Origin of the sequence: Mycobacterium canetti CIPT 140010059, assembly GCF_000253375.1 — a bacterium.
Classification (GTDB): domain Bacteria; phylum Actinomycetota; class Actinomycetes; order Mycobacteriales; family Mycobacteriaceae; genus Mycobacterium; species Mycobacterium tuberculosis.
In genome coordinates this window covers 3,940,111-3,965,447 of sequence record NC_015848.1, presented here as the reverse complement: position 1 = coordinate 3,965,447, position 25,337 = coordinate 3,940,111, and the positions used below count along the sequence as shown (strand labels likewise).

Genomic DNA, 25,337 nt, shown 5'->3' with positions numbered 1-25,337 from the left:
AGGTGCCTGTGATCCCCTAAATGCACGTAGTTCGCGTGAGCGTGTCCGCGACTCTGGTGAACTTCGCGCCACCGAATGATTGATGGGGGGAGGAGCCCGAATTGGGCTGCGTCTGGTTGGAGCAACTACGTAAACGGGAAGTGCGAGATTTGCGATTGATAAATCGGGTGGTGACGGTGGGCCAGCTCAGGCGCTTCCGTGCAGCTAACGCCAACCACCGGCCACATTCCGGCGAAACGTGCTGAAAATGTCCTCGTATTACGCACGCCGGCCCCTGCAATCGTCGGGATGCTCGAATTCCGATTCGTGCTGGGACGGGGCTCCCATCGAGATCACCGAAAGCGGCCCTAGTGTTGCAGGTCGGTTGGCGGCACTGGCATCGCGCACGACGATCAAGCCACTTATGACTGTGGGCAGTTACCTATCGCCCCTGCCTCTGCCGTTGGGGTTCGTCGACTTCGCATGCAGGGTTTGGCGCCCCGGGCAGGGCACGGTCCGAACAACGATAAATTTGCCGAATGCTACCGCCCAGTTGGTGCGTGCGCCTGGGGTGCGGGCGGCCGACGGCGCTGGGCGGGTGGTGCTCTATTTGCACGGCGGCGCGTTTGTCATGTGCGGGCCGAATTCGCACAGCAGGATCGTCAACGCGCTGTCAGGATTTGCCGAATCACCCGTGTTGATAGTCGACTATCGGCTGATCCCTAAGCATTCGCTGGGGATGGCGCTCGACGACTGCCACGATGCATACCAATGGTTGCGGGCGCGCGGATACCGGCCGGAACAGATCGTGTTGGCCGGTGATTCCGCGGGTGGTTACCTTGCGCTCGCGCTTGCGCAGCGGCTGCAGTGCGACGACGAGAAACCGGCGGCAATAGTGGCCATCTCTCCGTTGCTGCAGCTGGCCAAGGGGCCCAAGCAGGACCATCCCAACATCGGGACCGACGCGATGTTTCCGGCGCGGGCATTCGATGCCTTGGCGGCATGGGTCAGGGCGGCCGCTGCCAAGAACATGGTCGACGGCAGGCCCGAAGACCTCTATGAGCCGCTCGACCATATCGAATCCAGCTTGCCGCCGACACTTATTCACGTTTCCGGCTCCGAAGTGCTGCTGCACGACGCGCAGCTGGGCGCCGGCAAGCTGGCGGCGGCAGGCGTCTGTGCCGAGGTACGGGTTTGGCCCGGTCAGGCTCATCTTTTCCAACTCGCCACACCGCTGGTGCCCGAAGCGACCCGTTCGTTGCGTCAGATCGGGCAGTTCATTCGCGACGCCACCGCTGACTCGTCGTTGAGTCCGGTGCATCGGTCGCGCTACGTCGCGGGTTCACCTCGCGCCGCAAGCCGTGGCGCGTTTGGACAGTCGCGCATCTAGTGACCACCGGCCGGGGCCGGACCACAGCAGGAAGATCAATCCGAGCAGCATCGACAGGTCGGTCCGGGCAGCATGGGCCATGCCCCAGAAGCCCTCTACCCCGAGAAACCCGCCCGGCTGCAGTGCTCGGAGTTTGGTCAGCACGATCGCTCCCACCATGTCGATGAGCAACGGCACCGCCGCGACCCGGGTCAGCAGGCCGAGGAGGACCAGTGTGCCGCAGACAATCTCGACCACCCCGTCCAGATCGGCGAAGAACGTGGCGGCGGGGATGCCGATCCGCTCGAAGCGGCCCGGACCCAGCTGATCTGGATACATGAATTTCTGGATTCCCTCACTGAGAAACACCAACCCCACCAACAGCCGTATACAAATGACGGAAGGGGGGCCCTCGGCGTGCAATAGTCGCGGCCATGACGGTGCGGCCGAACCAGTTATTGCCAACTCCGACTCCGATATCGTTGCCCGATAATTCGTGGTTGAAGCCTACCGTGGACGCGCACCCGGCGGCGCACACTGGCCGCAATGTGGCAACAAGCCGCAACCTATGGAATCCCTCCACGATCGCGGCACCGTTGATCACGAACGTCGAACGTGAACTGAGGGCATGAATCCGCGAGCGCCGCGAAACCTCGCCGTGAGTTCACCTTCGGCGCAAGTGACGGGCCGCATGGTCCAAAATGGCGAGAACCTGTTTCAGTTTCGGCGTGAGGGGCCTCAAGTGCAGCTTTCTTTCCAAGACCGGACCTACCTGGTCACCGGAGGTGGCAGCGGAATCGGCAAGGGGGTGGCCGCCGGGTTGGTCGCGGCTGGAGCCGCCGTCATGATCGTGGGACGAAATCCAGACAAGCTGGCGGCGGCTGTCAAAGACATCGAGGCGCTCAAGACCGGAGCGATCGGCTATGAGCCGGCCGACATCACCGACGAGGAGCAGACCCTGCGTGTGGTGGACGCGGCAACCGCGTGGCATGGCCGGCTGCACGGTGTGGTGCATTGCGCGGGCGGGTCTCAGACCATTGGGCCAATCACCCAGATCGACTCGCAGGCCTGGCGGCGCACCGTGGACCTCAATGTCAATGGCACCATGTACGTGCTCAAGCACGCCGCGCGGGAATTGGTACGCGGCGGCGGCGGTTCGTTCGTCGGCATCTCCTCGATCGCGGCCAGCAACACCCATCGCTGGTTCGGCGCCTACGGGGTCACCAAGTCGGCCGTTGACCACATGATGAAACTGGCCGCTGACGAACTCGGCCCGTCGTGGGTACGGGTCAACAGCATCCGCCCGGGCCTGATCCGTACAGATCTGGTTGTGCCCGTCACAGAGTCGCCGGAGCTGAGCGCGGACTACCGGGTCTGCACGCCATTACCGCGGGTGGGTGAGGTCGAAGACGTCGCGAACCTAGCAATGTTTTTGCTCAGCGACGCGGCCAGTTGGATCACCGGACAGGTCATCAACGTCGACGGCGGCCACATGCTGCGAAGGGGCCCGGACTTCTCGCCCATGCTGGAGCCGGTGTTCGGCGCCGACGGGCTGCGTGGAGTGGTCGGATAACTTACCTAGTTCACGCAGGGCACGCCGCCGCCATCGATGGGCGCCCCTTGGTCCGGTGTCGGGTCGGTGGTGGTGCCGCCGCCGTACAGCGGATATGTGCTGGTTTCGGTGGACGTCGCGGCGGCGGTGGCCTCGTCGGGTGCCGGTAGGGAGAAGTTGGTATCCACCGTCACACGGATGTGTCCGGGCGCGACGGCGGGATCGGGATGGTTGGGGGCGTCGATACCGAGCAGGTCTGCCACGTTCTGGGCGTCCGTTTCCGCGCCGGCACCGTACTCGATGGCGGTGGTGAACGGATCGCCGGATTCGCGGTCACGCACCTGACCCGCGGTGTAGCCGCGCTTCAGCAGCGCACCGGAGACCTGGCTGGCCAGTCCGCTGATGCTGCCGGCATTGACCACATCGACGACGGTGGATGGGTTAGGTTTGGCGGCCGCGGCGGTCTGCGACGTTGGCGGCGCGCTGCCAAATGCCGCCGCTACCTCGGCCCGGATCGCGGTCGGGTCGATAATGTTGACATCCTGGCCGTCGATGTTGTCGTAGCGCACCACGGGCAGCGTCCGGAATTCGACGTTACCGCCCGCCAGGTCGCCCATCCGGCGGAACAGGTCCTCGTCCCAGCCGGCCGACAGCACCACATCTTTGCGTGCCACGGCCATCAGGTTGTCGAGCCTGTCCAGGTTGGTGAAGGTGCCCGAATCCTGAAGTTCGCGCATGACCGACGACAGGAATGCTTGCTGGCGGTGGGTGCGGTCCAGGTCCCCGTTGTCTAGGCCATGACGCTGCCGGACAAACGCCAGCGCCTGCGCGGCATTCAACCGTTGACGCCCGGCGGGGAAGTCGGCTCCGGAGTACGAGTCGTAGACGGCATGGTTCAGGCACACATCAACGCCGCCGAGGGTCTGGGCCAAATCGTAGAAACCGGCCAAATTGATCTCGGCGAAGTAGTCGATCGGGACGCCGGTCAGGCTTCGCACCGCCCGCAGGGTCGCGGCCCGGGCAGCTTCACGGCCCCGGGTCTCGAGCTCTTTCCGGTCGCTCACACCTTGGTTGGCCAGCTGTTCTGCCACGTATTGCTTGGTCAGCCCGTACGCCTCTTTGATCTTGATGTGGTTGTATCCCGGAACGCCGGTGAAGGGCACCCAGTCGTCGCGGGGGATCGAGAAGGCCACCACTTTGCCATCGGCACCGACGTGCACAAGTATCAGCGTGTTCGTGTTGTAGCCGCCGTCGTCGGAATCGCCCGCGTGTAGCTGCTTCAAGACCGACCAGGGCAGGTCGTTGCCTTCCTGGTCTTTGCGCGAGTCCAGCCCGATGAGCAAGATGTTCATGTTGTTGCCGCTGGAACGGGGATCCTCGGGGGTTAGGGCCTGCGAAATGGTGATGCCGTCCAGCGCGCCGTGGGCTACCCAATACCCTGCGCCGGTCATCAGCAGGGCAACCACCGACACGAGCGTCATAACGCCCCGCGACAGCCGCTTGCGGATCCGCGACGGCTGAGGCACAGCGCGATGGCGTGGGCGATTGCCCTCAGAACGCGCCATCATATGCCTCGGCCAGGCGCCGTCGAACCAACTGGCGCGCTGCCAGCGGTTGCGGTGCCGTCGCTTGCTGCATGACGTCTAGTATGGGGCCAGATTGCTGTGAAGCCAGCTATCAGAATGCTGGATGTGGTCAGCCTCACCGGCCGGCGGGGCCCCTCGAGACGGCCCGCTTGTTTCCGCTACCTGCACGTTCTGGCTACAATTCGGCAAGCTCGGCAAGTATCGCACAGCCAGCGGGCGGGTACCGGGAGGGTTAGCGGGTTAGGTGTCTGACGAGATTGACCCCGACTGGCCTGCGCCGGCATACCAGCCGTCCGATGACGTCGATACCACTCCGCCCGCCCCAGGCCGGTCTTGGCCCACCGCCTGGCTGGTGGCGCTCGTGGTCCTGGCCTGTGTGGCTGCCGCGGTCGTTGCGTACGCCGGTATGCATCGGGTCCGACCAGGTGCCAACCAGGCGGCGCCGGCAACGACGTCCGCACCGGCGCGCCCCACTTCCCCGGCATCCCAGGTTGGCCCGTGTGGGCCGGACGAGGCAACGGCCGTGCGCGCCGCGCTGGCCCAGCTTGCCCCCGATTCCAAAACCGGCAGGCCGTGGAATAGTACGCCGGAGGACAGCAACTACGACCCGTGCGCGGACCTGTCCGCGGTGCTGGTGACGGTGCAAGACGCCACCAACAGCTCCCCGGACCAGGCGCTGATGTTTCATCGGGGAACGTTCGTCGGAACCGCAACGCCGAGGGCCTACCCGTTCACCAATTTGATCGGTCCGGCATCCACAAACGACATCGTGGTGCTGAGCTATCGGACACGTCAAAGCTGTGACGGCTGCCAAGATGGCATCTTGACGATTGTGGGGTTTGCGTGGCGCGGCGACCACGTGCAGATCCTCGATTCGCTACCGGAGTTGTTCGATGCGCCGCCGTAGTCCGCGAGGAGCGGCACCGCAGCTGATCCTTACCGACTGTTGAATGGAGCACGACGTGGCGACTTCGCCGCCGGCAGGATGGTATACCGATCCTGACGGTTCAGCGGGGCAACGATATTGGGACGGTGACCGCTGGACCAGACATCGTCGACCCAACCCCTCTGCACCACGATCACCGCTGGCCCTGCGTGTCGACGGTCTCCGGAGCCGCTGGCTGGGCATGCCGGCCGGCCTGCGGTTGACAGTTCCGGTCGCGGCAGTGCTGACGATGGTAGGTGTCGCGGTCTACGCCTGGATCAGGCCGCTGCCAGACGACTGGTCGCAGCTGCCGAAGCGACTCAGTTGCCAGTTGCGGCCCGGGCCGACACCGCCCGCGACCATTACCGTGGCCTCCGTGGACGTCTCGCATCCCCGAGGCGCGGTCCTTCGGCTGGTAGTTCGATTCGCCGAGCCGCTGCCACCGTCGCCATCGGGCTCGTTTGCGTCGGGCTTTGCCGGTTACCTGCTGACCTACACCATCGCCAACAATGGCAAGGAGTTCGCCGAGCTGGGCCCGCAGCAGGACACCGATGAACTTGCCATCAGAAAGCCCGGCGAAAGCAGAGGCACCGAGCCGAACATGCGGCCGGACCGGAACACCAATGCGCGCAGAACTGCCCCCGATACCGTGGAGATCAACCTCGAGACAAAGCGACTGGGGCTCGATCAGGCGCCGGTGGATCCCCAGCTCACCTTCGCCGCTCAGTTCCGCACGCCGTCGACCGTGACGGTGGACTTCGGGTCGCAATTCTGTCAGGGCGAGCGTTTGGCCGGGCAGCGTCGTTAATCGTCGGCTCACCAAGCCGCCGTCTTTGCACGTACGTTTCGGCGATCGACGTCTCGCGATGGCTATCAACAGCCCGAACGGCGGTTGGGTGCGCGCAATTTCGTCGAATTGGGGCGCTCGGTGGTCACCGAGGCGGTGTCAATGCGAGGATTGCTGCCCGTGGCAGGTCATTGGGTCTCCGTGCTCACCGGGCTCGTGCCGCTGGCGTTGGTCATTGCGCTCTCGCCGTTGTCGGTGATCCCAGCGGTACTGGTCGTACACTCGCCGCAGCCGCGGCCGAGCAGCCTGGCCTTCCTGGGCGGCTGGCTGTTGGGCTTGGCCGTGGTGACCGCCGTCTTTGTTGCGGCCTCCGGCGCACTTGGCGGTTTGAGCACAACATCGCCGGCCTGGGCATCCTGGCTACGGGTGGTCCTCGGGTCGGCACTGATCGTGTTCGGCGTGCTTCGGTGGCTGACCCGGCATCGCCACACCGAAATGCCGGGCTGGATGCGCGCATTCGCCAGCTTCACCCCGGCACGCGCCGGATTGGTAGGGGCCGTGCTGGTGGTGGTGAGACCCGAGGTGCTGATCATTTGCGCGGCGGCCGGATTGGCCATCGGCAGCGGCGGCCACGGCGCCGCGGGTTCCTGGATTTACACGGCATTCTTTGCCATGTTGGCTGCATCCACGGTCGCGATCCCGATATTGGCCTACGTGGCTGCCGGTGACCGACTCGACGATTCGCTGGAACGACTTAAAGACTGGATGGAGAAGAACCATGCCGGGATGGTCGCGGCCATTCTGGTCGTGATCGGTTTACTGCTGCTCTACAACGGAGTTCACGCGATGTGATGCGGCGTACAACGCACGGCCGCGATCATCTACGGTAGTTATCTGGCGGCGCTAGACGGCCTGAGAATGCCTCCAACGAAGGAGTGGCCCGTGAGCCAGACGGCCCGGCGGTTGGGTCCGCAGGACATGTTTTTCCTGTACTCCGAATCGTCGACCACGATGATGCACGTTGGTGCGTTGATGCCGTTCACGCCGCCCTCGGGTGCGCCGCCGGACTTGCTGCGCCAACTCGTCGACGAAAGCAAGGCCAGCGAGGTCGTCGAACCCTGGAGCCTAAGACTGAGCCATCCGGAGCTGCTATACGATCCCACGCAGTCCTGGGTCGTTGATGACAACTTCGACCTGGACTACCACGTGCGCCGGTCGGCGCTGGCCAGCCCCGGCGACGAGCGTGAACTCGGGATCCTGGTGTCCCGCTTGCATAGTCACGCCCTGGACCTACGCCGTCCGCCGTGGGAAGTGCATTTCATCGAAGGCCTCGAAGGTGGCCGGTTCGCGATCTACATCAAGATGCACCACTCGTTGATAGACGGCTATACCGGCCAGAAAATGCTGGCCCGCAGCCTGTCCACCGACCCGCACGACACCACCCACCCGTTGTTCTTCAACATTCCCACACCTGGCCGATCACCCGCCGACACTCAAGACTCCGTCGGCGGCGGTTTGATAGCTGGGGCCGGTAACGTGCTCGATGGCCTGGGCGACGTGGTGCGGGGGTTGGGCGGGCTGGTCAGCGGGGTCGGTAGCGTCTTAGGTTCGGTGGCCGGTGCGGGACGATCGACGTTCGAGCTCACCAAGGCGCTGGTCAACGCCCAGCTGCGCAGTGATCACGAGTACCGCAACCTCGTCGGCTCGGTGCAAGCGCCGCACTGCATACTCAACACCCGCATCAGCCGCAACCGCCGCTTCGCCACCCAGCAATATCCGCTGGATCGACTGAAAGCCATTGGGGCTCAATATGATGCCACAATCAACGACGTCGCGTTGGCGATCATCGGAGGCGGCTTACGACGTTTTCTGGACGAGCTGGGTGAGCTGCCCAACAAGTCGCTGATCGTGGTCTTGCCGGTCAACGTGCGACCCAAGGACGACGAGGGCGGCGGCAACGCGGTCGCGACCATCCTGGCGACGTTGGGTACCGACGTTGCCGATCCGGTGCAGCGGCTGGCGGCGGTCACGGCGTCAACCCGCGCGGCCAAGGCTCAGCTGAGGTCCATGGACAAGGACGCGATCCTGGCCTATAGCGCCGCGTTGATGGCGCCGTACGGGGTGCAGTTGGCCAGCACGCTCAGTGGGGTGAAGCCACCCTGGCCGTACACGTTCAACCTGTGTGTCAGCAATGTGCCGGGGCCCGAGGACGTGCTCTACCTGCGGGGCAGCCGGATGGAGGCGTCCTATCCGGTCTCCCTGGTGGCGCACAGCCAGGCTCTCAACGTTACTTTGCAGAGTTACGCCGGCACGCTGAACTTTGGATTCATCGGCTGCCGTGACACACTGCCACACCTGCAGCGGCTCGCCGTCTACACCGGCGAAGCGCTCGATCAGTTGGCGGCGGCTGACGGCGCCGCGGGCCTCGGTTCCTGAATTCCGGATCACCGCACGCATCGTCACCGTCGTCCTGGGTTGGCCGCTGCGATCATGATGACCACCAGTGCGATGAGCCCGACGACGACCAGGGGGTGCCACCATTGGGCGCCAAGCCAATACGCGTGAGTGCCGACCCAGCCGGGCTGCTGCTGGGTGCCGAACAGCCATTCGCGTACGACGGGCGTCGCCAACGCGAGTACCGCGCCGACAACCGAGAAAGACAGCAGTGCAAAAAGGAGCCTGCCGGAGACCTGCCAAGTGCCTAGGACGACCAGCAAGCCCCCAGTCCCGGCCGCGATCAGGCCAGTGACTCCGAACACGGTTACCGACTGGATCGCCGCCGCGACGCCGAGCACAAGTAGCAGCGCGCCGGCGATAATGGTCGATCTGGCAATGCCTTTGGTCAACGACACCACTCGGTATCCACTGAGGGTGAGTGTCCGCAACGTGATCAGTGGTGGCTTCAATACACTGGGCAGCTGCCGGACCGAGCCGGCCGCTCCGGCCGCAGTCGCGGCGGCTTTGGCGACCGTGTGCGCCATCAGTGGTGAGCCCTTGTCGCTGGCGAATGTTTCGCCTGCGATTGGATTTTCGTTCAGCAGAGCATATTTGGCGTCGCCAGGGTGAGCGGCCAATACCTTGGTCGCCCATGTTCGTGAACTCGTCGGGCTCCAGTCCGGCAATTTTCCGGGCTGTGGGTCGAGCACCGTGTTGGCCAGTCCGTCCAATTCCTCTTCGAGGACTCGTTGTTGCCACGCCTGCGACAACCACAGCGCGGTCCACGGAATGCTGGCCGGCAGCGGCTTTGCTGGGTCGTCCAGGAAGCCAAGCTCATCGAGCAGCATGTCCTCGGTCAGATGTTGGGCCGGCCCGCCGCCGACCGCCGGCAGCGGGTAGCCCGGACTCGGAAAGTCAGGTGCCCCAAGTTCTTTGAGTTTGCCTAGGAACCATTGTGCACCGCTCTGCGGCCCGTTGGTATCGGCGCGCTCCCCGACGATCCAGCGCACCCGGCGCGGGTCTAGCAGCACGTGGACGAGCCATCCCGCTCCGTCGAGTCGGCCCCACATCCAGTCATTGGCTCGCCATGACCTCTTGTAGAACGCACCGAAATGATGCAAGCGCATGCCGGTGAGCTTCTGCTGGGCTGTCTGCCAGTCAGGTGCGAGCAGGCTGCGGGTGTCGGCGCTAACCTGCACGAGTTCGAGGCCTTGCTCGATCTCTGCGTCGGCCGGGAGCATCGCGCGCTGCGTCGTGGCGAGATCGAATAGCTTCCATGCCATGGTCGGTGCGTCGCGCGAGTCGTCGGCACGCCCTGGATAGGCCCCCAGATAGCTGAGGTACGTTTCCAACTGACCGGCTGCAACATGGTCCCGGGCGAGCAGAGAGTCTGTCGGGGCACCCGAGTCGGCTGAAGCGCTGGCGGCAAGTTGCGTCAAGGTCGGGTAGGCGTTCACCAAGGCGGCACCGAGCCGCTCCCAAGCGTCGCCGGGCACCGTGGATTGTTGGAGATAGTCGGCAGCGAGCTGGTCAGCGGCGTTCTCGAGCGACCCTTGTCGGATCGCTGGTCTGCTACACATCGTCCGCACTAGCACACTGAGATCGGATGACGCGGTCGGTCGCCACGCCCGGTGGATTGCTTCGGTGACTTCCGCCAACGCGGCGATGTCAGCATCCGAACGTGCCAGCTGGAATGCCGCCCGGATGACGGTGAGCGCGCATCCTTTTGCAAGGTCGTAGGCCGGCTGACCGAACCGAGCCAGCTCGGCTGGACTCTGTGGGAGCGGCTGGGCGGTCGGCTGCGACCAAGAAAGCAGGATCGTCGCGGTGATCTGCTGCCGGCACACCTTGTCGGCGTCACCACCGACGGTGAGTTCGGCTGACCAGCTCTTGGGAAGGCTTTCGGTTGCCGGGCCCGACTCCGGCGGACAGGTGGAAAGCCGGCGCAGCAGAGCGCTGGTGAGGGTCTGGGCCTGCTTGGTTGCCTCGCGGGTCCGGTAATCCGTGAGCAGGGACGGGGTGAGCAACCGTGTGCCGTTCCGCAGCGTTGCCGCCAGCTCTGCGAGCCGCAGTTTGGCATCTGTGCGCGCTTCCATGCAGTCCTGATGGGCGCGGATCGCGCGTAGGTCGGCCGCGATCGACTGGGTGGTGACCGCGGCCAGGCCCTTCAGCAGCCCGTCGATGAGCCCGAGTGGCTCGTCGACGTTGTCCGGTGGTGGCTCATGCATCGGGTCGGGTGCGGGTCCGGACGATGGTACGACGAACAGGAGCACCCGGCGAACCGGCCGTCGGGCTGGACGGTCGAAGATGCGCTTGAACAAGACGCCAATTGGCCGGTTGTCCAGCAAGCCACCATCGCTAACCCAGTGCGGACGGGTAAGGCTGGTGAACGGCGCCATCGCCGGTCGAGCCGGCACCTCTCCCTTCTTGGCGGTTCCCTTCGTGAACGGCAGAAAGGAGGGTTCGAACGCAAGTGGGAATGAGGCGGAACTGCGCGCTGCTAGTGCCAGCGCCGGCGCCGTGTCTGGCCGCGCCAGGTCGGTTTCGGTGAAGGTGAACAGACCGCGGCGGTCGACATCCTGGACGAGAGTGCCGAATGAGTCGGTGAATCTGCTTGTTTCCCCGGCTAGCAGCGTCGTCGTGATGTACAGGGTGGTGGACGGGGTGCGCGCGGCCTCCGGAAAGGTCGTGGGCGGGAACGGCCCGGTCGCCAGCTTGGGAAGCCGCTTGGCCAGAGCGGCGAATATGCGTTCGTCGCCGTACAAGAGGGACGGTGTTTTCTTGTCCCGCGGATCTCGGAGAAGCTCGGTCAAGGCCCCAAGATCGAGCCAGAGGTCGCGGATCCCGCCCAGGTCAGACCCGGTGACTCGGGATGACGCAAGCAAAGCCGCGTTGATGCCGCCCGCACTTGTTCCCGACAAGATGTCGACGTCGACGACCATGTCGAGGAGGTCGATTAGTTGAGCGTAGAGCCGCAGGGAAGCGGCTGACTCGTTGGTGAGTTGGCTGTTGGTCGGGAAGGTTCCCCCCAGCCTGCGCCATTGTGAGGCCTGCGCGAGCAGGTTGATCTCCCGCGTAACACCGGCCATCCAGATCGCGAGGCTGACGCCGCCCGTCATGGTCGTCGCGAATCGTAGTTCCTGCGTCAATGCCGTTACCGGTGACGGCTTTTCGAATGCCATCGACAGCCCCTCGATGCCGTGGGGTCCGCCCGGTGGGGTCGGGTCCCTTAGACCAGATTGCCAGAGCACGCCAACCGCGGCGGGGAACAACGCCGACGCATCCGCGCAAACCGGTCGTGCTATCCGGCGGCCGGTGTGCGGGGTATCGCGTAGGCCCGTGCCGGCACCCGCAGCGCATTGTTGATACCGCTGCCGGCGTTGACCGAGTGCCCCAGCGGTAGCCCGCCCAGCATGTGTCCGGGGGCGGTTTGGGCGGCGCTGGTCAGGCTGGTCAGCGGCAGCGCCCGCGCCGCCGGGGTGACCGCCTGGTTGGCCGCGGCCCATGCTGGCGGCACCGACAACGAACCGACCGAGGCCGCCCGACCCAAGTTGGCGGCCACCCCAGCGCCCAGACCCGAAGAGCCCAGCGACGAACCCAGCTGGCTGCCCAGCGAGCTCATCGCCCAGACCCCGTTTTCCGCCGCGGTTTCCACGGCCTGAGCCGCCGCCGGAGCTAAGCCCTTCAACATCGAGTGCAAGGTGTTGGTCATCGACACACCCGTGCCCATCATCGACATGTGGTTGTTGGCTATCGAACTGACGTTGCTGAGCGGCGACAGATGCGGCGAGACCGCCGTCCAGAGCCCACCCAGCTTGGAAGAAGGTACGACGCCCTGCGCTGGCTGGGCCAGTTGTTGCAGCGCTTGGGGCACATTGTTCATCAACTGGTTCGCCGCGGCGGTGTCGATGGCCTCCTCGACCGCGACGGCCTGCTCAAGGAGCCCGCCGGGGTTGGTGATCAGTGGGGCGTCCTCGAACGGCAGCAACGCCTCGGTCGCCGTCGCCGCCGTGGCGGCGTAGCCATACATCGCCTCCGCGTCTTGGCCCCACATCTGGCTGTATGCGGCCTGATTGGCCTCGATCGCCGGCGTGTTTTGCCCCAAGAGGTTGGTCGCGGTCAGCGTCATCAGTTCGGTACGGTTCTCGGCGATCACCGGCGGGGGCACCGTCAGCCTATACGCTGTCTCGTAGGCCGCCGCAGCAACCCGGACCTGGGCGGCGGTCAGCTGGGCCTGCCCCGCGGTGACGCTCATCCACGCCACATACGGCGAGGCCGCCGCCGCCATCAGACCCGCCGACGAACCTATCCACGATCCCGTCGTCAGACCCCAGACCACCGACTGAAACGCCGACGCGGCCGAAAACAGGTCACTCGCCACGCTGTCCCACATCTTCGCGGCGGCCACCAGCGAGGCCGAACCCGGGCCGGCGTACATCCTCGCGGAGTTGATCTCCGGTGGTAACGCCCCGAAATCCACCACTTCGATAATCCTTCCGCTCGAATACCGTCAGGTCAGCTAGCCGGTGACCACAGCGTTGGCGGCCTCGGTGTCCGCATATGAACTAGCGCTGGTGGCCAGCGTGGTCACAAACTGCTCATGGATCACCGCGGCCTTGGCGCTGGCCGTCTGATACGTCGCCGCATGCGTACGGAATTGTGTGGCAAGCAGCAGCGACACCTCGTCGGCAGCCGGGGGCACCACCCCAGTCGTCGGCACGGCTGCGGCGGCATTGCTAGCCTTCAGCGTTGCCCCCAGGGAACGAAGTTCGCCAGCCGCGGCCGCCAACATCTCCGGTTGCGCAGTGAAAGACACGCGTGCTCCTCCTCATTTAGCCCGAGCATCGGCCCGGGAGCTCAAGATTGATTGGTAGTCAAGCGATCTGATCGCCCGCCTGGCGCGCACGCCAAGCGTTGGTGACGACTGGTCCGGCCAAATCGACCCCAACACGGGGTGAACGCTACATTAACCAATCGTGAAGTCCTATACCTCGCAGGCACTTCAACGAAATTAGTTGCACTAAAGAGCGGCATCGAGTCTGCATCCACGCCGGCGACACGCCGAGGGACGTCACCTTGACCGCTGAGTCAAAACCGACCACGCTCCAGCCCTGCACGGCGGGTGCTGACGTCGGTCACTATGGTGACCGTCAGACGGCGCGACAATGCGAATCGCATGGAGGACACCATGACCGTTTCCATTGCACCTCCATCGCGCCCGAGTCAGGCCGAGACCCGTCGGGCCATTTGGAACACGATCCGGGGATCGTCGGGCAATCTGGTCGAGTGGTATGACGTCTACGTCTACACCGTGTTCGCTACGTATTTCGAGGACCAATTCTTTGATCGGGCCGATCGCAACTCGACGGTCTATGTCTACGCGATCTTCGCTGTTACCTTCGTGACCCGGCCCGTCGGATCGTGGTTCTTTGGTCGGTTTGCCGACCGCCGCGGCCGCCGGGCCGCGCTGACGTTCAGTGTGTCGCTGATGGCCGCCTGTTCGCTGATCGTGGCGTTGGTGCCGTCTCGCTCGAGCATTGGCGTCGCTGCGCCGATCCTGCTTATTTTGTGTCGGCTCGTCCAGGGATTTGCGACCGGCGGAGAGTACGGCACGTCGGCGACGTACATGTCTGAGGCCGCGACGCGGGAGCGGCGCGGCTACTTCTCGTCGTTTCAGTATGTGACGCTGGTGGGTGGGCACGTGCTTGCCCAGTTCACCCTGCTAGTCATCCTGGCGGTCTTCACCCGCGAGCAGGTTCACGAATTCGGCTGGCGCATCGGCTTCGCCGTAGGCGGTGGCGCCGCGATCGTGGTGTTCTGGTTGCGGCGCACGATGGATGAATCGCTCAGTCAGGAACGCCTGACTGCGATCAAGGCCGGGCGGGACCACGACTCCGGGTCGCTCCGTGAACTGGCCACCCACTATTGGAAGCCATTGCTGCTCTGTTTCCTCGTCACGTTGGGCGGCACGGTCGCGTTTTATACCTACAGCGTCAATGCACCTGCGATCGTCAAGAGTGTCTACGGTTCGCAGGCGATGACCGCTACTTGGATCAACCTGGTTGGTCTGATTCTGTTGATGATGCTGCAGCCCATCGGGGGCATGATCAGCGACAAGATCGGCCGCAAGCCACTGCTGCTGTGGTTCGGCGTCGGCGGACTCATCTATACCTACGTCCTTGTTACTTATCTTCCCGAAACACGTTCGCCGACAATGTCGTTTCTATTGGTGGCCGTCGGCTATGTGATTCTGACCGGATACTGCTCGATCAATGCACTGGTCAAGTCCGAACTGTTCCCCGCGCACGTGCGCGCCCTTGGTGTCGGAGTCGGCTATGCACTGGCGAACTCGGTCTTCGGCGGCACCGCGCCGCTGATCTACCAGGCTCTTAAGGAACGCGATCAGGTGCCGATGTTCATCGCCTACGTGACCGCGTGCATAGCGGTCTCGCTGATTGTCTATGTGTTTTTCATCAAGAACAAGGCCGATACCTACCTCGACCGCGAGCAGGGATTTGCATTCTACGGGCACGCATAGCTGTAGCGTCTGGGTAACACCTTTCGCCGAGCGTGCAATCACTGCGAAAATGGCGCCTTGGGTTCCGTGGATGGACCACGAACCGGGTGCCGGATTGACGCCGAATCTGGGGTGACTGCGGGCCGCTCGGTAGGACAGGATCGTGGTAGGGCATGCAAACGGATGGTTCTGGATCCCCTGATGGACCCGATATCAATGGCAGCTGAATCGTTCTCGGTCCACGGGCCGGGCGGTGTCCGTATCGTCGCCGACCGCTTGGGAGACCCGCGAGCGCGTGCCGTGGTGTTCTTGCATGGCGGTGGACAGACGCGACGCTCATGGGGTCGGGCCGCAGCCGCTGTCGCCGAACGTGGCTGGCAAGCGGTCACGATCGATCTGCGCGGGCATGGCGAATCCGACTGGTCGAGCGAAGGCGACTATCGGTTGGTCAGCTTCGCCGGCGATATCCAGGAAGTGCTGCGCAACCTGCCTGGGCAGCCGGCGCTGGTGGGCGCCTCCTTGGGTGGGTTTGCCGCGATGCTGCTGGCGGGGGAGCTCTCCCCGGGCATTGCCAGCGCAGTGGTGCTGGTGGACATCGTGCCGAATATGGACCTGGCCGGGGCGAGCAGGATCCACGCGTTCATGGCCGAACGGGTGGAATCGGGGTTCGGCTCGTTGGACGAGGTGGCTGACGTCATTGCCAACTACAACCCGCATCGGCCGCGGCCTTCGGATCCGGATGGCTTGGTGGCCAACCTGCGCCGCCGCGGTGATCGCTGGTATTGGCACTGGGATCCGCAGTTCATCGGTGGTATCGCGGCGTTTCCTCCCGTAGAGGTCACCGACGTCGACCGCATGAATGCAGCCGTTGCGACGATCCTGCGCGACGAAGTGCCGGTGCTTCTCGTGCGCGGCCAAGTCAGCGACATCGTCCGCCAAGAAAGCGCCGACCAATTTCTCTCGCGGTTTCCGCAAGTCGAGTTCACCGATGTGCGCGGCGCCGGACATATGGTCGCCGGCGATCGCAACGACGCTTTCGCAGGGGCGGTCCTAGATTTTCTCGCTCGGCATCTCGGCGTCCGATGATGGGGTTAGGGAAGGTCCTGCACAGCCAACCCGCGAGCGCGTGTGTCCGTACACCGACGTCGGCCCTAGCTTGTCGCCCCTACGTGTCGCTCATCTGGGTTCCGAGCCGGCGCGCGGCCGCGAGAAGGTGACCGACGACCACGGCGACGTCGGCATCGGCGACGTTTACCGCCACGCTGGGATCCGACACCAGCCGATCGTTGCGCAATCGCCGGTACGCGATACGCCACTGGCCGTCCTGCTTGATGAGGCGATCCTGGTACTCGCCCGAGCCGAGGATCTTGTAGCCGGCGGCAGTGGCCAGAGTGACCACGCTGGCGCTGCGCCCGGTGGCGACGTCCCCGTCGACCTCGTAGAGAAGATCCGTGGTCAAGTGGCGGCCCCGCACGACGCGGGCATGCGCATCTGCGTATTCGCGTAATGCGGGCCGCCCCCGGATCACCCAGCCGTCGAACTCGAAGGCACCGTCCTCGGTAAAGCATCCCGCCCAGCCTTCGCCATCCTGGGTGTCGATCGTCAAACAGTACCGAGCACACAGTGCCTGGATCCTGAGTATCTCGATCCACTGCTCATCCACCGGGCGCATTGTGTGGCCGGTGGTGGGGGATGTCAACCCGGCCCGAACGGGAGCGAGCGTCAACATCGACAGACGCTGTGCTGCAGGCAACCGTCGCGCTCTCCGCCGGTCACAAACCCGCGTTCCGAGGATTCGTCAAGGATCCGCCAAGAGCGCGGGCACACGCTGCTGCCATGTTCGTCAGCAACGCCAGGGAGGCAGAGCCGTTCGTGGCGCCGGACTTGTCCGAGATTCGGGTCCTGGTGGATCGGGCCACTGTGGGCGTCGCCTCGGTCAGTCTGGCCCATGCGACCGTGGCGGCGGGAGCCGAGACCGTATGGCACCGATTGCAAGCCACCGATGAGATCTATTTTGTTCTCTCGGGGCGCGGGCTGGTTTCGGTCGGAGACGAATCTGGCGAGGTCGGGCCCGGCGATGCGGTCTGGATACCGGCTGGTGTCCCGCAGAAAATCCGGGCCCTAGGTTCAGTTCCGTTGACATTCTTGTGCGCCTGCGGCCCGGCCTACCTACCGGAACGCGATCAGCGCATGGGCGAGGCCGCCGTGATCGGGGCATGGCCGTGACTCCCGTGACCGTCGGGGATCATCTCGTCGCCAGGATGCGCGCAGCCGGCATTTCGGTCGTATGCGGGCTACCGACTTCCCGGCTCGATTCGTTGCTGGTGCGTCTGTCCCGCGATGCCGGCTTTCGGATCGTGTTGGCCCGGCACGAGGGCGGCGCCGGCTACCTGGCCGACGGGTTCGCCCGCGCGTCCGGCAAGTCCGCTGCGGTGTTTGCGGCGGGACCTGGGGCGACCAACGTCATTAGCGCCGTGGCCAATGCGTCGGTGAATCAGGTTCCGATGCTTATCCTGACCGGGGAGGTGGCGGTCGGAGAATTCGGCCTGCACTCGCAGCAGGATACGAGCGACGACGGGCTGGGCCTGGGCCCAACCTTCCGCCGGTTCTGCCGCTGTTCGGTGTCCATCGAATCGATCGCCAATGCGCGCAGCAAGATCGATTCGGCGTTTCGGGCCTTGGCGAGCATCCCTCGCGGACCGGTGCACATTGCTCTGCCGCGCGATCTGGTGGACGAGGGGCTGCCGGCTCACCAACTTGGAACTGCCGCGGCCGGTCTTGGGGGCCTAAGAACCCTGGCGCCGTGCGGTCCTGATGTCGCTGACGAGGTGATCGGTAGGCTGGATCGGTCGCGTGCCCCCATGCTCGTGCTGGGGAATGGCTGCCGGCTGGACGGCATCGGCGAGCGGATCGTCGCGTTTTGCGAGAAGGCGGAACTTCCTTTTGCGACCACACCGAACGGGCGGGGGATCGTCGCGGAAACCCATCCGCTGTCTCTGGGTGTGCTCGGCATGTTTGGTGACGGCAGGGCCGACGAGTACCTCTTCGACACACCGTGCGACCTGTTGATCGCGGTCGGTGTTTCCTTCGGCGGGTTGGTTACCCGCTCCTTTTCGCCCCGCTGGCGCGGGCTGAAAGCCGACGTCGTCCATGTCGATCCCGATCCATCGGCAGTTGGCCGGTTCGTCGCTACGTCGCTCGGGATCACCACGTCCGGCCGCGCGTTCGTCAATGCCCTGAACTGCGGGCGGCCGCCACGCTTTTGTCGGAGGGTGGGCGTGCGGCCGCCGGCGCCAGCGGCGTTGCCGGGGACCCCGCAAGCGCGGGGGGAATCGATTCACCCGCTTGAGCTGATGCACGAACTGGACCGCGAGCTTGCACCCAACGCCACGATATGCGCCGACGTGGGTACCTGCATTTCTTGGACGTTTCGTGGGATACCGGTGCGGCGGCCCGGCAGATTCTTTGCCACCGTTGACTTTTCGCCCATGGGATGCGGCATCGCCGGAGCCATTGGCGTGGCCCTGGCTCGACCGGAAGAACACGTCATATGCATCGCCGGGGACGGGGCTTTCTTGATGCATGGCACGGAGATTTCCACTGCGGTTGCGCACGGGATCAGGGTGACCTGGGCTGTCCTCAACGACGGACAAATGAGTGCCAGCGCCGGCCCGGTCAGCGGGCGAATGGATCCGTCGCCGGTCGCTCGCATCGGCGCGAACGATCTGGCGGCGATGGCCCGCGCCCTTGGAGCGGAAGGGATTCGGGTCGATACGCGCTGCGAGCTGCGCGCCGGTGTGCAAAAAGCGTTGGCCGCCACCGGTCCCTGCGTCCTCGATATCGCGATCGATCCAGAGATCAACAAACCCGATATTGGACTGGGTCGATAGGACACCAGCCGCGCGTATCCCAAGAATTCATCAAGGATCCGGCAAGGGTGCGGGCTGACACTGATGCTCATGACTGCGACCCACAGAGAGCCGATTGTCCTGGACACGACCGTCCGTGACGGCAGCTATGCGGTGAACTTCCAGTACACCGACGACGATGTCGGCAGGATTGTCGGGGATCTCGACGCAGCGGGAATTCCCTACATTGAAATCGGTCACGGCGTCACCATCGGAGCCACCGCGGCGCAGGGCCCGGCCGCTCACACCGACGAAGAATATTTCCGCGCCGCCCGATCGGTGGTTCGAAACGCGAAACTGGGTGCCGTGATCGTCCCGGCCCTGGCCCGCATCGAGACGGTTGATTTGGCCGGAGACTATCTGGACTTTCTGCGCATATGTGTCATCGCCACCGAATTTGAGTTGGTGATGCCGTTCGTCGAGCGCGCGCAGTCAAAAGGCCTCGAGGTTTCGATCCAGCTGGTGAAGTCGCATCTCTTCGAGCCCGATGTGCTTGCCGCTGCCGGGAAGCGGGCCCGCGATGTGGGCGTCCGGATCGTTTACGTGGTGGATACGACGGGAACCTTCCTGCCCGAGGACGCGCGCCGCTACGTCGAGGCTCTCCGCGGCGCCAGCGATGTCACCGTCGGCTTCCACGGGCACAACAACCTCGCCATGGCCGTCGCCAACACCTTGGAGGCATTCGACGCCGGGGCCGATTTCCTGGACGGAACGCTGATGGGCTTTGGTCGCGGGGCCGGGAATTGCCAGACCGAGTGCCTCATCGCCGCGTTGCAGCGCCGTGGATACCTGGTCGGGGTAGACCTGGATCGGCTTTTCGACGCAGCGCGATCGGATATGTTGGGCCGGAGCCCGCAGAGTTACGGCATCGATCCGTGGGAGATCTCGTTCGGATTCCATGGACTCGATTCGTTGCAGGTTGAATACCTGCGCGCGGCGGCGCAACGGGCGCGGCTTTCGGTGCCCCGCGTTATCCGGCAGACCGCGGAAAGTCTGGCGGCGACATGGTTGTCGCCGCAAGACATCGATCGGGTGGTCGTGGGAATGAGGGCGTGAGTCGTGGGAACACATGCAGCCACCATGAGAGTCCGCGCCGGCGTGCGGTCCGGTCCGCTGTTGTTGCACGCGGGCACGCCTCCGACGGCTGCCGCCGCCGAGAGCGGGATGCGTACCCTGGTTACCGGCAGCTCCGGTCACCTGGGCGAGGCGCTGGTGCGCACTCTGCGTGCACGGGGCGCCGACGTCGTCAGCTTCGACAGCAGACCGTCGCGGTACACGAATGTCGTTGGTTGCGTGAGTGATCGAGCACTGCTGCGCGACGTGATGGCCGGCGTTGAGGTGGTGTTCCACGCGGCCGCCCACCACAAGCCGCAACTGGCCTTCCTGCCGCGTCAGGCGTTTCTGGACACGAACATCATCGGTACCCAGACCGTGCTGGATGCTGCGGTTGCCGCCAACGTCCGCGCCTTCGTCATGACATCATCGACGACCGTTTTCGGCGACGCCCTGACACCGCCGGCAGACCAGCCCGCGGCGTGGATCGACGAATCCGTCACGCCCATTCCCAAGAACATCTACGGCGTGACCAAAGCTAGCTCCGAGGACCTCTGCCAGTTGGCACATCGCAACGACGGTTTGGCCTGCGTCGTGCTGCGTGTTGCCCGATTCTTCGTGGAGGGCGATGACATGGCGCACCTGCACGACGGGCGCAGCGAGGACAACATCAAAGCCAATGAATACGCCTGTCGGCGGGTCGCGATCGAAGACGCGGTAGACGCGCACATCAATGCCGCGCAGCGAGCGCCGCAGCTGGGGTTCGGGCGCTATCTAGTGTCGGCGACCACACCGTTCACCCCCGAGGACATGGCGCAGCTGCGAACCGACGCGGCATCGGTGTTCGCGCGGCGGGTACCACTGGCCGCGGCCGTGTGGACCCGGCGTGGGTGGCGCTTCCCCGACCGCCTAGATCGCGTGTATGTCAACGCCCGCGCTCGCCGTGACCTGAATTGGCGTCCGCGGTTCGACCTAAACGCGATCGCCGCCAGACTCGCAAGGGGAGAGTCGGTGCACACGCCGTTGTCACAACTGGTGGGCTCCAAGGCATATGCCCACAGCTCCTACCACCGTGGCGTGTTTGCTCCGGCCAGGCCCTGACGGACTCGGTGTTTATGGTTGTGCGGCGTTGTCGCGTGTGGCTTTGACTGCTGGGGGTCAATCGGGTTCGTCGTCGTCGTCGCGTAGCAGCTTCTCAGGGTGATGAAAGGTGTTTATTCGGGGTTGGCCGTGGTCGAGGTGCGCCGGTGGTAGCCATTCGGTGTCGCCGTGGGTGTTTTTGCGGGTGATCCAGCCTTTTTCGGCGAGTCGGTTGTCGGGGCCGCAGGCCAGGGTCAGGTCGGTGATGTCGGTGCGACGAGTGCTGGCCCAACCTTGCACGTGGTGGGCCTGGCTGTGGTAGGCCGGTGCATCGCAACCGGGTTTGGTGCAGCCCCGGTCCCTGGCGAACAGCATGATCCGCTGCGCGGGGGAGGCCAGGCGTTTGGTGTGATACAGCGCCAGGGGTTTGCCGTGGTCGAAGATCGCGAGGTAGTGATGCGCGTGACTAGCCATACGAATCACATCGGCCATCGGCAATAGCGAGCCGCCGCCGGTGAAACCCTTGCCCGCGGCGTTTTGCAGGTCGGTCAGGGTGGTGGTGACCACGATCGAGACGGGAAGCCCGTTGTGTTGGCCCAGTTTCCCGGAGGCGATCAGCGCGCGCAGCCCGGCCAGCAGCCCGTCGTGGTTGCGTTGGGCTTGGCTGCGGGTATCGCGGCCGACCGCGTCTTGGTCGGGTTCGGCGTCGATGACCGGGATGTCATCCTCGGGGTTGCACGCCCCGGGGGCGGCCAGTTTGGCCAGCACGGCTTCAAAGGTGGCCCGCGCTTCGGGGGTCAGGTAGCCACTTAGCCGTGACATGCCGTCGTATTGCTGGTTGCCCAGGGTGATGCCGCGTTTGCGGGCGCGTTCGGTGTCGGTGAAGTCGCCGTCGGGGTGTAGCCAGTCCATGACCCGGCGGGCGTAGCGGGCCAGCTCGTCGGGACGATACTGAGCGGCCTTGCCGGCCAGGTCGGCGTCGGCGGCCTCTCGGGTGGACACATCCACCTCGGCGGGCAGGTGCGCAAAAAAGCTACGGATCACTTTGATGTGACCCTCACCGATCAGGCCCTGGCGTTGGGCGGTGGCGGTGGCGGTCAACTGTGGGGCTAGCGGTTCACCGGTGAGTGCCCGACGAGGCCCGAGATCGGCGGCGTCGGCGATGCGCCGGGCGGCGTCGGGCTTGGTGATGCGCAGCCGGTTGGCCAGCGCGCAGCACAGCGTGCCGCCCAGTTCTTCCTCGCTGGCTTGGGCGTCGAGTTGGTTGATCAACGCGTGCCCGACTGCCGGTAGCCGGCGCACCAGCCCTTCCAGGCGTTCCAACATCGCTAACCGTTCCGGGGTGCTCAACACGTCAAAGGACACCTCGCCCAAGCGGTCCAGCTCGGCATCCAGCGCATCAAAGACCTCGACAATCCGTTCGCGGCTATCCGAACCCATACCCCAAATTCTACGAAGGGCCACCGACAACAATCGCCGCGCTGTGACCCCTGAAGCTAAAGCGACACAAGGGATTACCGGGCTAGGTGCCGCGCATCTCCCCAATGAACCGCTGCGTCTGTTCCCACCTGGGCAGCAGGCCAGACGCGCGCACATCCTCGAAGCTGGGCGCAGCGGCATCACGGTCGGACAGGCTGGGGGCAGCGCCATCGACCAGCGGCCAATCGACCGCCAACGTCGGATCTGTGGCGCAGATGGTGTGCTCGCGCTGCGGATTGTATTCCGCCGAGCATAAGTACATCACCGTCGAATTGTCTTGCAGTGCAAGGAAGCCGTGCGCTAGGCCTTCGGAGACGTAGATCGTCCTACGGTCTTGGTCGTCGAGCAGCACCGAGTCCCATCGGCCGAATGTCGGTGAGCCCTCCCGGATGTCGACGACGACATCGAACACCGAGCCGGAAACGCAGGTCACATACTTGGCCTGGCCAGGTGGCAACTGGGCAAAGTGCAGGCCGCGCAACACACCGGCCGACGACACCGAGCAGTTTACTTGCCGGACGTCCAAACTGTGACCTGCGAATGCGCGGAACCCATGATCGGTAAGCCATTCGAAGAACAGTCCGCGGGAATCGACATGGATGGTCGGGGTAATCTCCCAGGCGCCGGGGACGTCGAGTTCGCGTGCTTTCATCTCACTGACCACGTTCTTGATAGCGGGCCTCCGTGACGTCTTTAAGTGGACGCCACCACGATTCGTTGTCGCGGTACCAGTCGATCGTGGTCCGCAGGCCCTCCTCGAAATCGGTATGCTTTGGCGCCCAGCATAATTCGTCGTAGAGCGTGGACGGGTCGATAGCGTAGCGCAAGTCGTGACCGACGCGGTCGGTGACGTGGTCGAAGTCGTCCGGATCGCGGTCCATCAGTCGCAGCAGCGTGCGCAGCACGGTCAGGTTGTCACGCTCGCCCTCGGAGCTGATCAGGTAGGTTCGGCCGATGCGGCCTCTGTCCAGGATTCGCCGCACCGCGCTGTTGTGGTCGTCGACGTGGATCCAATCACGGACATTGGCGCCCGCGCCGTAGAGCTTGGGCCGCCGCCCGGTGAGCACATTGGTGATCTGACGCGGAATGAACTTCTCGACGTGCTGATACGGCCCGTAGTTGTTGGAGCAGTTGGAGATCGTCGCGCGTACGCCATAGGACCGAACCCAGGCCCGGACCAACATGTCTGCGCCCGCCTTGGTCGCCGAGTAAGGGCTGGACGGGTTATAGGGCGTCGATTCGGTGAACCGCGCCGGGTCGTCGAGCTCCAAGTCGCCGTAGACCTCGTCGGTGGAGATGTGGTGCAGCCGCACACCGTGGCGTCGCACCGCTTCCAGGATGGTGAAGGTCCCGATGACGTTGGTGTGCAGAAACGGCTCCGGATTGTCCAGTGCATTGTCGACATGGGATTCGGCGGCAAAATGCACCACCGCGTCGGACTCGGCCACCAGCTGCGAAACCAGCTCGGCGTCGGTGATATCGCCCTGAACCAGCCGGATGGCATCCTCCACGTCGGCCAGCGACTCGCGCCGGCCGGCGTAGGTCAGGGCGTCGAGTACGGTAACCGCATCGTCTGGATGCTCACGTACGGCGCTATGCACGAAATTCGTGCCGATGAATCCCGCGCCACCGGTGACTAGCAACCGCATGGATCAAACCCTAACCGAGCCCTAACCGAGTGGAGCCGCGACCAGTTGGGTTCGCGACCTCCGTTTCGGGATCAAGTCAGTCGGAGCGGCCTGGCGAGTTCGGTCAGCGCCGACACCAGGTTGTCATCTTCGGTGAGGACCTGAATAGGGACATGGTCGGCGCCTGCAAGCAGGTGTTCGTTCAGCCGTGCCGCGATCGCGTCTGGAGTGCCGTAGGCGACCACGGCGTCAACCAGGCGGTCGCTGCCCGGCCGGGAGACTTCGTCGCCGGTGAAGCCCAGCCGTTTCCAGTTGTTGCGGTAGTTAGCCAGGTTGAAGTACATATCGAGCGCCTGACGTCCCACCGTACGGGCCCTTGCCGAGTCGGTGGTCAGCACCACCTTGTGTTCGGGCGCCAGGAACGCCGACGGACCAATCAGCTCACGGGCCCGTGCCGTGTGTTCGGGTGTGGTCAGGTACGGGTGCGCCCCGGCGCTGCGGCGTGCGGACAGGCCCAGGACCCGGGGGCCCAGTGCGGCCACCACCCGGCGGTTGGCGGGCACCCCATAGTCGTCGAGCCGGTCTAGGTATTCCACCAGCGCGTTGTAGGGCTTGCGGTACTCACTGATCATCTCGGCATGCCCGACTCCGATACCCAGCAGAAAGCGGCCCGGGTAGGCCGCCTCGATGCGGTGGAACGATTCGGCGACTCGCTGGGCCGGTGCCGACCAGATGTTGACGATGCCGGTGGCCACACACAATGTGGTGGTCGCTTGCAGAATCGGTTCCACCCAGGACAGTGCGGCGGGTGGTGAGCCTCCCACCCAGACCGCCCCGTAGCCCAGCGCCTCGATTTCTGTGGCCTGCTGGGGGGTGACGCCGCGTCCGAACGATCCGAATCGGCCGAGGTTAGGGCCTGAGCTGGGTCTGCCGGCGGCACAATTGGTCATGGTTGCTCTAACCGCTCGGCTCATCGGTGCTATTCCGGTGAGCGCGTGGCCTACGACGTTTTGCGCAGAGCACGGCGATGCGGGTAAT

At 64.7% G+C, this 25,337-nt stretch carries 22 protein-coding genes; 12 read left to right on the top strand and 10 right to left on the bottom strand.

The features are described 5' to 3' along the window. Nucleotides 1-247: 247 nt before the first annotated feature. The gene (gene lipF, locus MCAN_RS18390; protein ID WP_220130413.1) at nucleotides 248-1,369 is read left to right on the top strand and encodes a carboxylesterase/phospholipase LipF; all 1,122 of its coding nucleotides are present in this window, start codon (nucleotides 248-250) and stop codon (nucleotides 1,367-1,369) included. On the opposite strand, the gene MCAN_RS18385 is transcribed toward lipF, so the two are convergent. Continuing rightward, nucleotides 1,322-1,771 (bottom strand): DoxX family protein, encoded by a 450-nt coding sequence (locus MCAN_RS18385; RefSeq protein ID WP_014001769.1) that lies wholly within the window; start codon nucleotides 1,769-1,771, stop codon nucleotides 1,322-1,324. The genes lipF and MCAN_RS18385 overlap by 48 nt on opposite strands. A 319-nt stretch (nucleotides 1,772-2,090) precedes the next feature. Between MCAN_RS18385 and MCAN_RS18380 the strand changes: the two genes are divergently transcribed. Continuing rightward, complete coding sequence (locus tag MCAN_RS18380; protein ID WP_003912250.1) at nucleotides 2,091-2,921, top strand: SDR family oxidoreductase; 831 nt, start codon at nucleotides 2,091-2,093, stop codon at nucleotides 2,919-2,921. Nucleotides 2,922-2,926: 5 nt separating this feature from the next. On the opposite strand, the gene MCAN_RS18375 is transcribed toward MCAN_RS18380, so the two are convergent. Further along, nucleotides 2,927-4,465: an LCP family protein gene (locus MCAN_RS18375; protein ID WP_014001767.1), complete on the bottom strand. Its 1,539-nt coding sequence runs from the start codon at nucleotides 4,463-4,465 to the stop codon at nucleotides 2,927-2,929. Between the two features lie 265 nt (nucleotides 4,466-4,730). Here MCAN_RS18375 and MCAN_RS18370 point away from each other — a divergent pair, with 265 nt between their 5' ends. The 4 genes from MCAN_RS18370 to MCAN_RS18355 all read left to right on the top strand — a co-directional run bounded on the left by MCAN_RS18370 (nucleotide 4,731) and on the right by MCAN_RS18355 (nucleotide 8,634). After that, nucleotides 4,731-5,393, top strand: a complete 663-nt coding sequence (locus MCAN_RS18370; RefSeq protein WP_014001766.1) for an LppP/LprE family lipoprotein — start codon at nucleotides 4,731-4,733, stop codon at nucleotides 5,391-5,393. Between the two features lie 43 nt (nucleotides 5,394-5,436). After that, a complete protein-coding gene (locus tag MCAN_RS18365) occupies nucleotides 5,437-6,219 on the top strand; it encodes a DUF2510 domain-containing protein (protein ID WP_003418925.1) in 783 nt (260 codons plus the stop codon). A 141-nt stretch (nucleotides 6,220-6,360) separates the two neighbouring features. Next, nucleotides 6,361-7,050, top strand: a complete 690-nt coding sequence (locus tag MCAN_RS18360) for a GAP family protein (protein WP_003418922.1) — start codon at nucleotides 6,361-6,363, stop codon at nucleotides 7,048-7,050. Between the two features lie 90 nt (nucleotides 7,051-7,140). Then, nucleotides 7,141-8,634 (top strand): WS/DGAT/MGAT family O-acyltransferase, encoded by a 1,494-nt coding sequence (locus MCAN_RS18355; protein ID WP_014001765.1) that lies wholly within the window; start codon nucleotides 7,141-7,143, stop codon nucleotides 8,632-8,634. A 23-nt stretch (nucleotides 8,635-8,657) separates the two neighbouring features. On the opposite strand, the gene MCAN_RS18350 is transcribed toward MCAN_RS18355, so the two are convergent. Genes MCAN_RS18350 through MCAN_RS18340 form a run of 3 tightly spaced genes read right to left on the bottom strand, consistent with a single transcriptional unit; the run spans nucleotide 8,658 to nucleotide 13,450 of the window. Beyond that, nucleotides 8,658-11,906, bottom strand: a complete 3,249-nt coding sequence (locus MCAN_RS18350; RefSeq protein ID WP_145974190.1) for a patatin-like protein — start codon at nucleotides 11,904-11,906, stop codon at nucleotides 8,658-8,660. A gap of 29 nt (nucleotides 11,907-11,935) precedes the next feature. Continuing rightward, nucleotides 11,936-13,117 carry a PPE family protein gene (locus tag MCAN_RS18345; RefSeq protein WP_003909901.1) on the bottom strand — a complete coding sequence of 394 codons (1,182 nt, stop codon included), beginning with the start codon at nucleotides 13,115-13,117 and terminating at the stop codon, nucleotides 11,936-11,938. A 36-nt stretch (nucleotides 13,118-13,153) separates the two neighbouring features. Next, nucleotides 13,154-13,450: a PE family protein gene (locus MCAN_RS18340; protein WP_003418781.1), complete on the bottom strand. Its 297-nt coding sequence runs from the start codon at nucleotides 13,448-13,450 to the stop codon at nucleotides 13,154-13,156. Nucleotides 13,451-13,822: 372 nt separating this feature from the next. Here MCAN_RS18340 and MCAN_RS18335 point away from each other — a divergent pair, with 372 nt between their 5' ends. Beyond that, entirely contained in the window at nucleotides 13,823-15,172 is a 1,350-nt protein-coding gene (locus MCAN_RS18335; RefSeq protein ID WP_003901651.1) for an MFS transporter, read from the top strand. A 162-nt stretch (nucleotides 15,173-15,334) separates the two neighbouring features. Further along, entirely contained in the window at nucleotides 15,335-16,237 is a 903-nt protein-coding gene (locus MCAN_RS18330; RefSeq protein WP_174887876.1) for an alpha/beta fold hydrolase, read from the top strand. A 79-nt stretch (nucleotides 16,238-16,316) separates the two neighbouring features. On the opposite strand, the gene MCAN_RS18325 is transcribed toward MCAN_RS18330, so the two are convergent. Then, entirely contained in the window at nucleotides 16,317-16,823 is a 507-nt protein-coding gene (locus MCAN_RS18325; RefSeq protein ID WP_014001762.1) for a nuclear transport factor 2 family protein, read from the bottom strand. A gap of 164 nt (nucleotides 16,824-16,987) precedes the next feature. Here MCAN_RS18325 and MCAN_RS18320 point away from each other — a divergent pair, with 164 nt between their 5' ends. The 4 genes from MCAN_RS18320 (at nucleotide 16,988) to MCAN_RS18305 (ending at nucleotide 21,213) form a co-directional block, all read left to right on the top strand. After that, nucleotides 16,988-17,377, top strand: coding sequence for a cupin domain-containing protein (locus MCAN_RS18320; RefSeq protein WP_003900069.1), 390 nt, complete (start codon nucleotides 16,988-16,990; stop codon nucleotides 17,375-17,377). Between the two features lie 5 nt (nucleotides 17,378-17,382). After that, entirely contained in the window at nucleotides 17,383-19,041 is a 1,659-nt protein-coding gene (locus MCAN_RS18315) for a thiamine pyrophosphate-binding protein (protein WP_014001761.1), read from the top strand. Nucleotides 19,042-19,104: 63 nt separating this feature from the next. Further along, on the top strand, nucleotides 19,105-20,115 hold the full coding sequence (locus MCAN_RS18310) for a 4-hydroxy-2-oxovalerate aldolase (RefSeq protein ID WP_014001760.1): 1,011 nt from the start codon (nucleotides 19,105-19,107) through the stop codon (nucleotides 20,113-20,115). 24 nt (nucleotides 20,116-20,139) lie between these two features. Beyond that, on the top strand, nucleotides 20,140-21,213 hold the full coding sequence (locus MCAN_RS18305) for an NAD-dependent epimerase/dehydratase family protein (RefSeq protein ID WP_230864703.1): 1,074 nt from the start codon (nucleotides 20,140-20,142) through the stop codon (nucleotides 21,211-21,213). A gap of 57 nt (nucleotides 21,214-21,270) precedes the next feature. On the opposite strand, the gene MCAN_RS18300 is transcribed toward MCAN_RS18305, so the two are convergent. From MCAN_RS18300 to MCAN_RS18285, 4 genes are all read right to left on the bottom strand, one after another. Continuing rightward, nucleotides 21,271-22,632, bottom strand: a complete 1,362-nt coding sequence (locus MCAN_RS18300) for an HNH endonuclease signature motif containing protein (protein WP_014001758.1) — start codon at nucleotides 22,630-22,632, stop codon at nucleotides 21,271-21,273. 82 nt (nucleotides 22,633-22,714) lie between these two features. Next, a complete protein-coding gene (rfbC, locus tag MCAN_RS18295; protein ID WP_014001757.1) occupies nucleotides 22,715-23,323 on the bottom strand; it encodes a dTDP-4-dehydrorhamnose 3,5-epimerase in 609 nt (202 codons plus the stop codon). A gap of 1 nt (nucleotide 23,324) precedes the next feature. Further along, nucleotides 23,325-24,320 carry a dTDP-glucose 4,6-dehydratase gene (rfbB, locus tag MCAN_RS18290; RefSeq protein ID WP_014001756.1) on the bottom strand — a complete coding sequence of 332 codons (996 nt, stop codon included), beginning with the start codon at nucleotides 24,318-24,320 and terminating at the stop codon, nucleotides 23,325-23,327. Between the two features lie 71 nt (nucleotides 24,321-24,391). Continuing rightward, nucleotides 24,392-25,249, bottom strand: a complete 858-nt coding sequence (locus MCAN_RS18285; RefSeq protein ID WP_014001755.1) for an LLM class F420-dependent oxidoreductase — start codon at nucleotides 25,247-25,249, stop codon at nucleotides 24,392-24,394. Nucleotides 25,250-25,337: the final 88 nt, after the last annotated feature.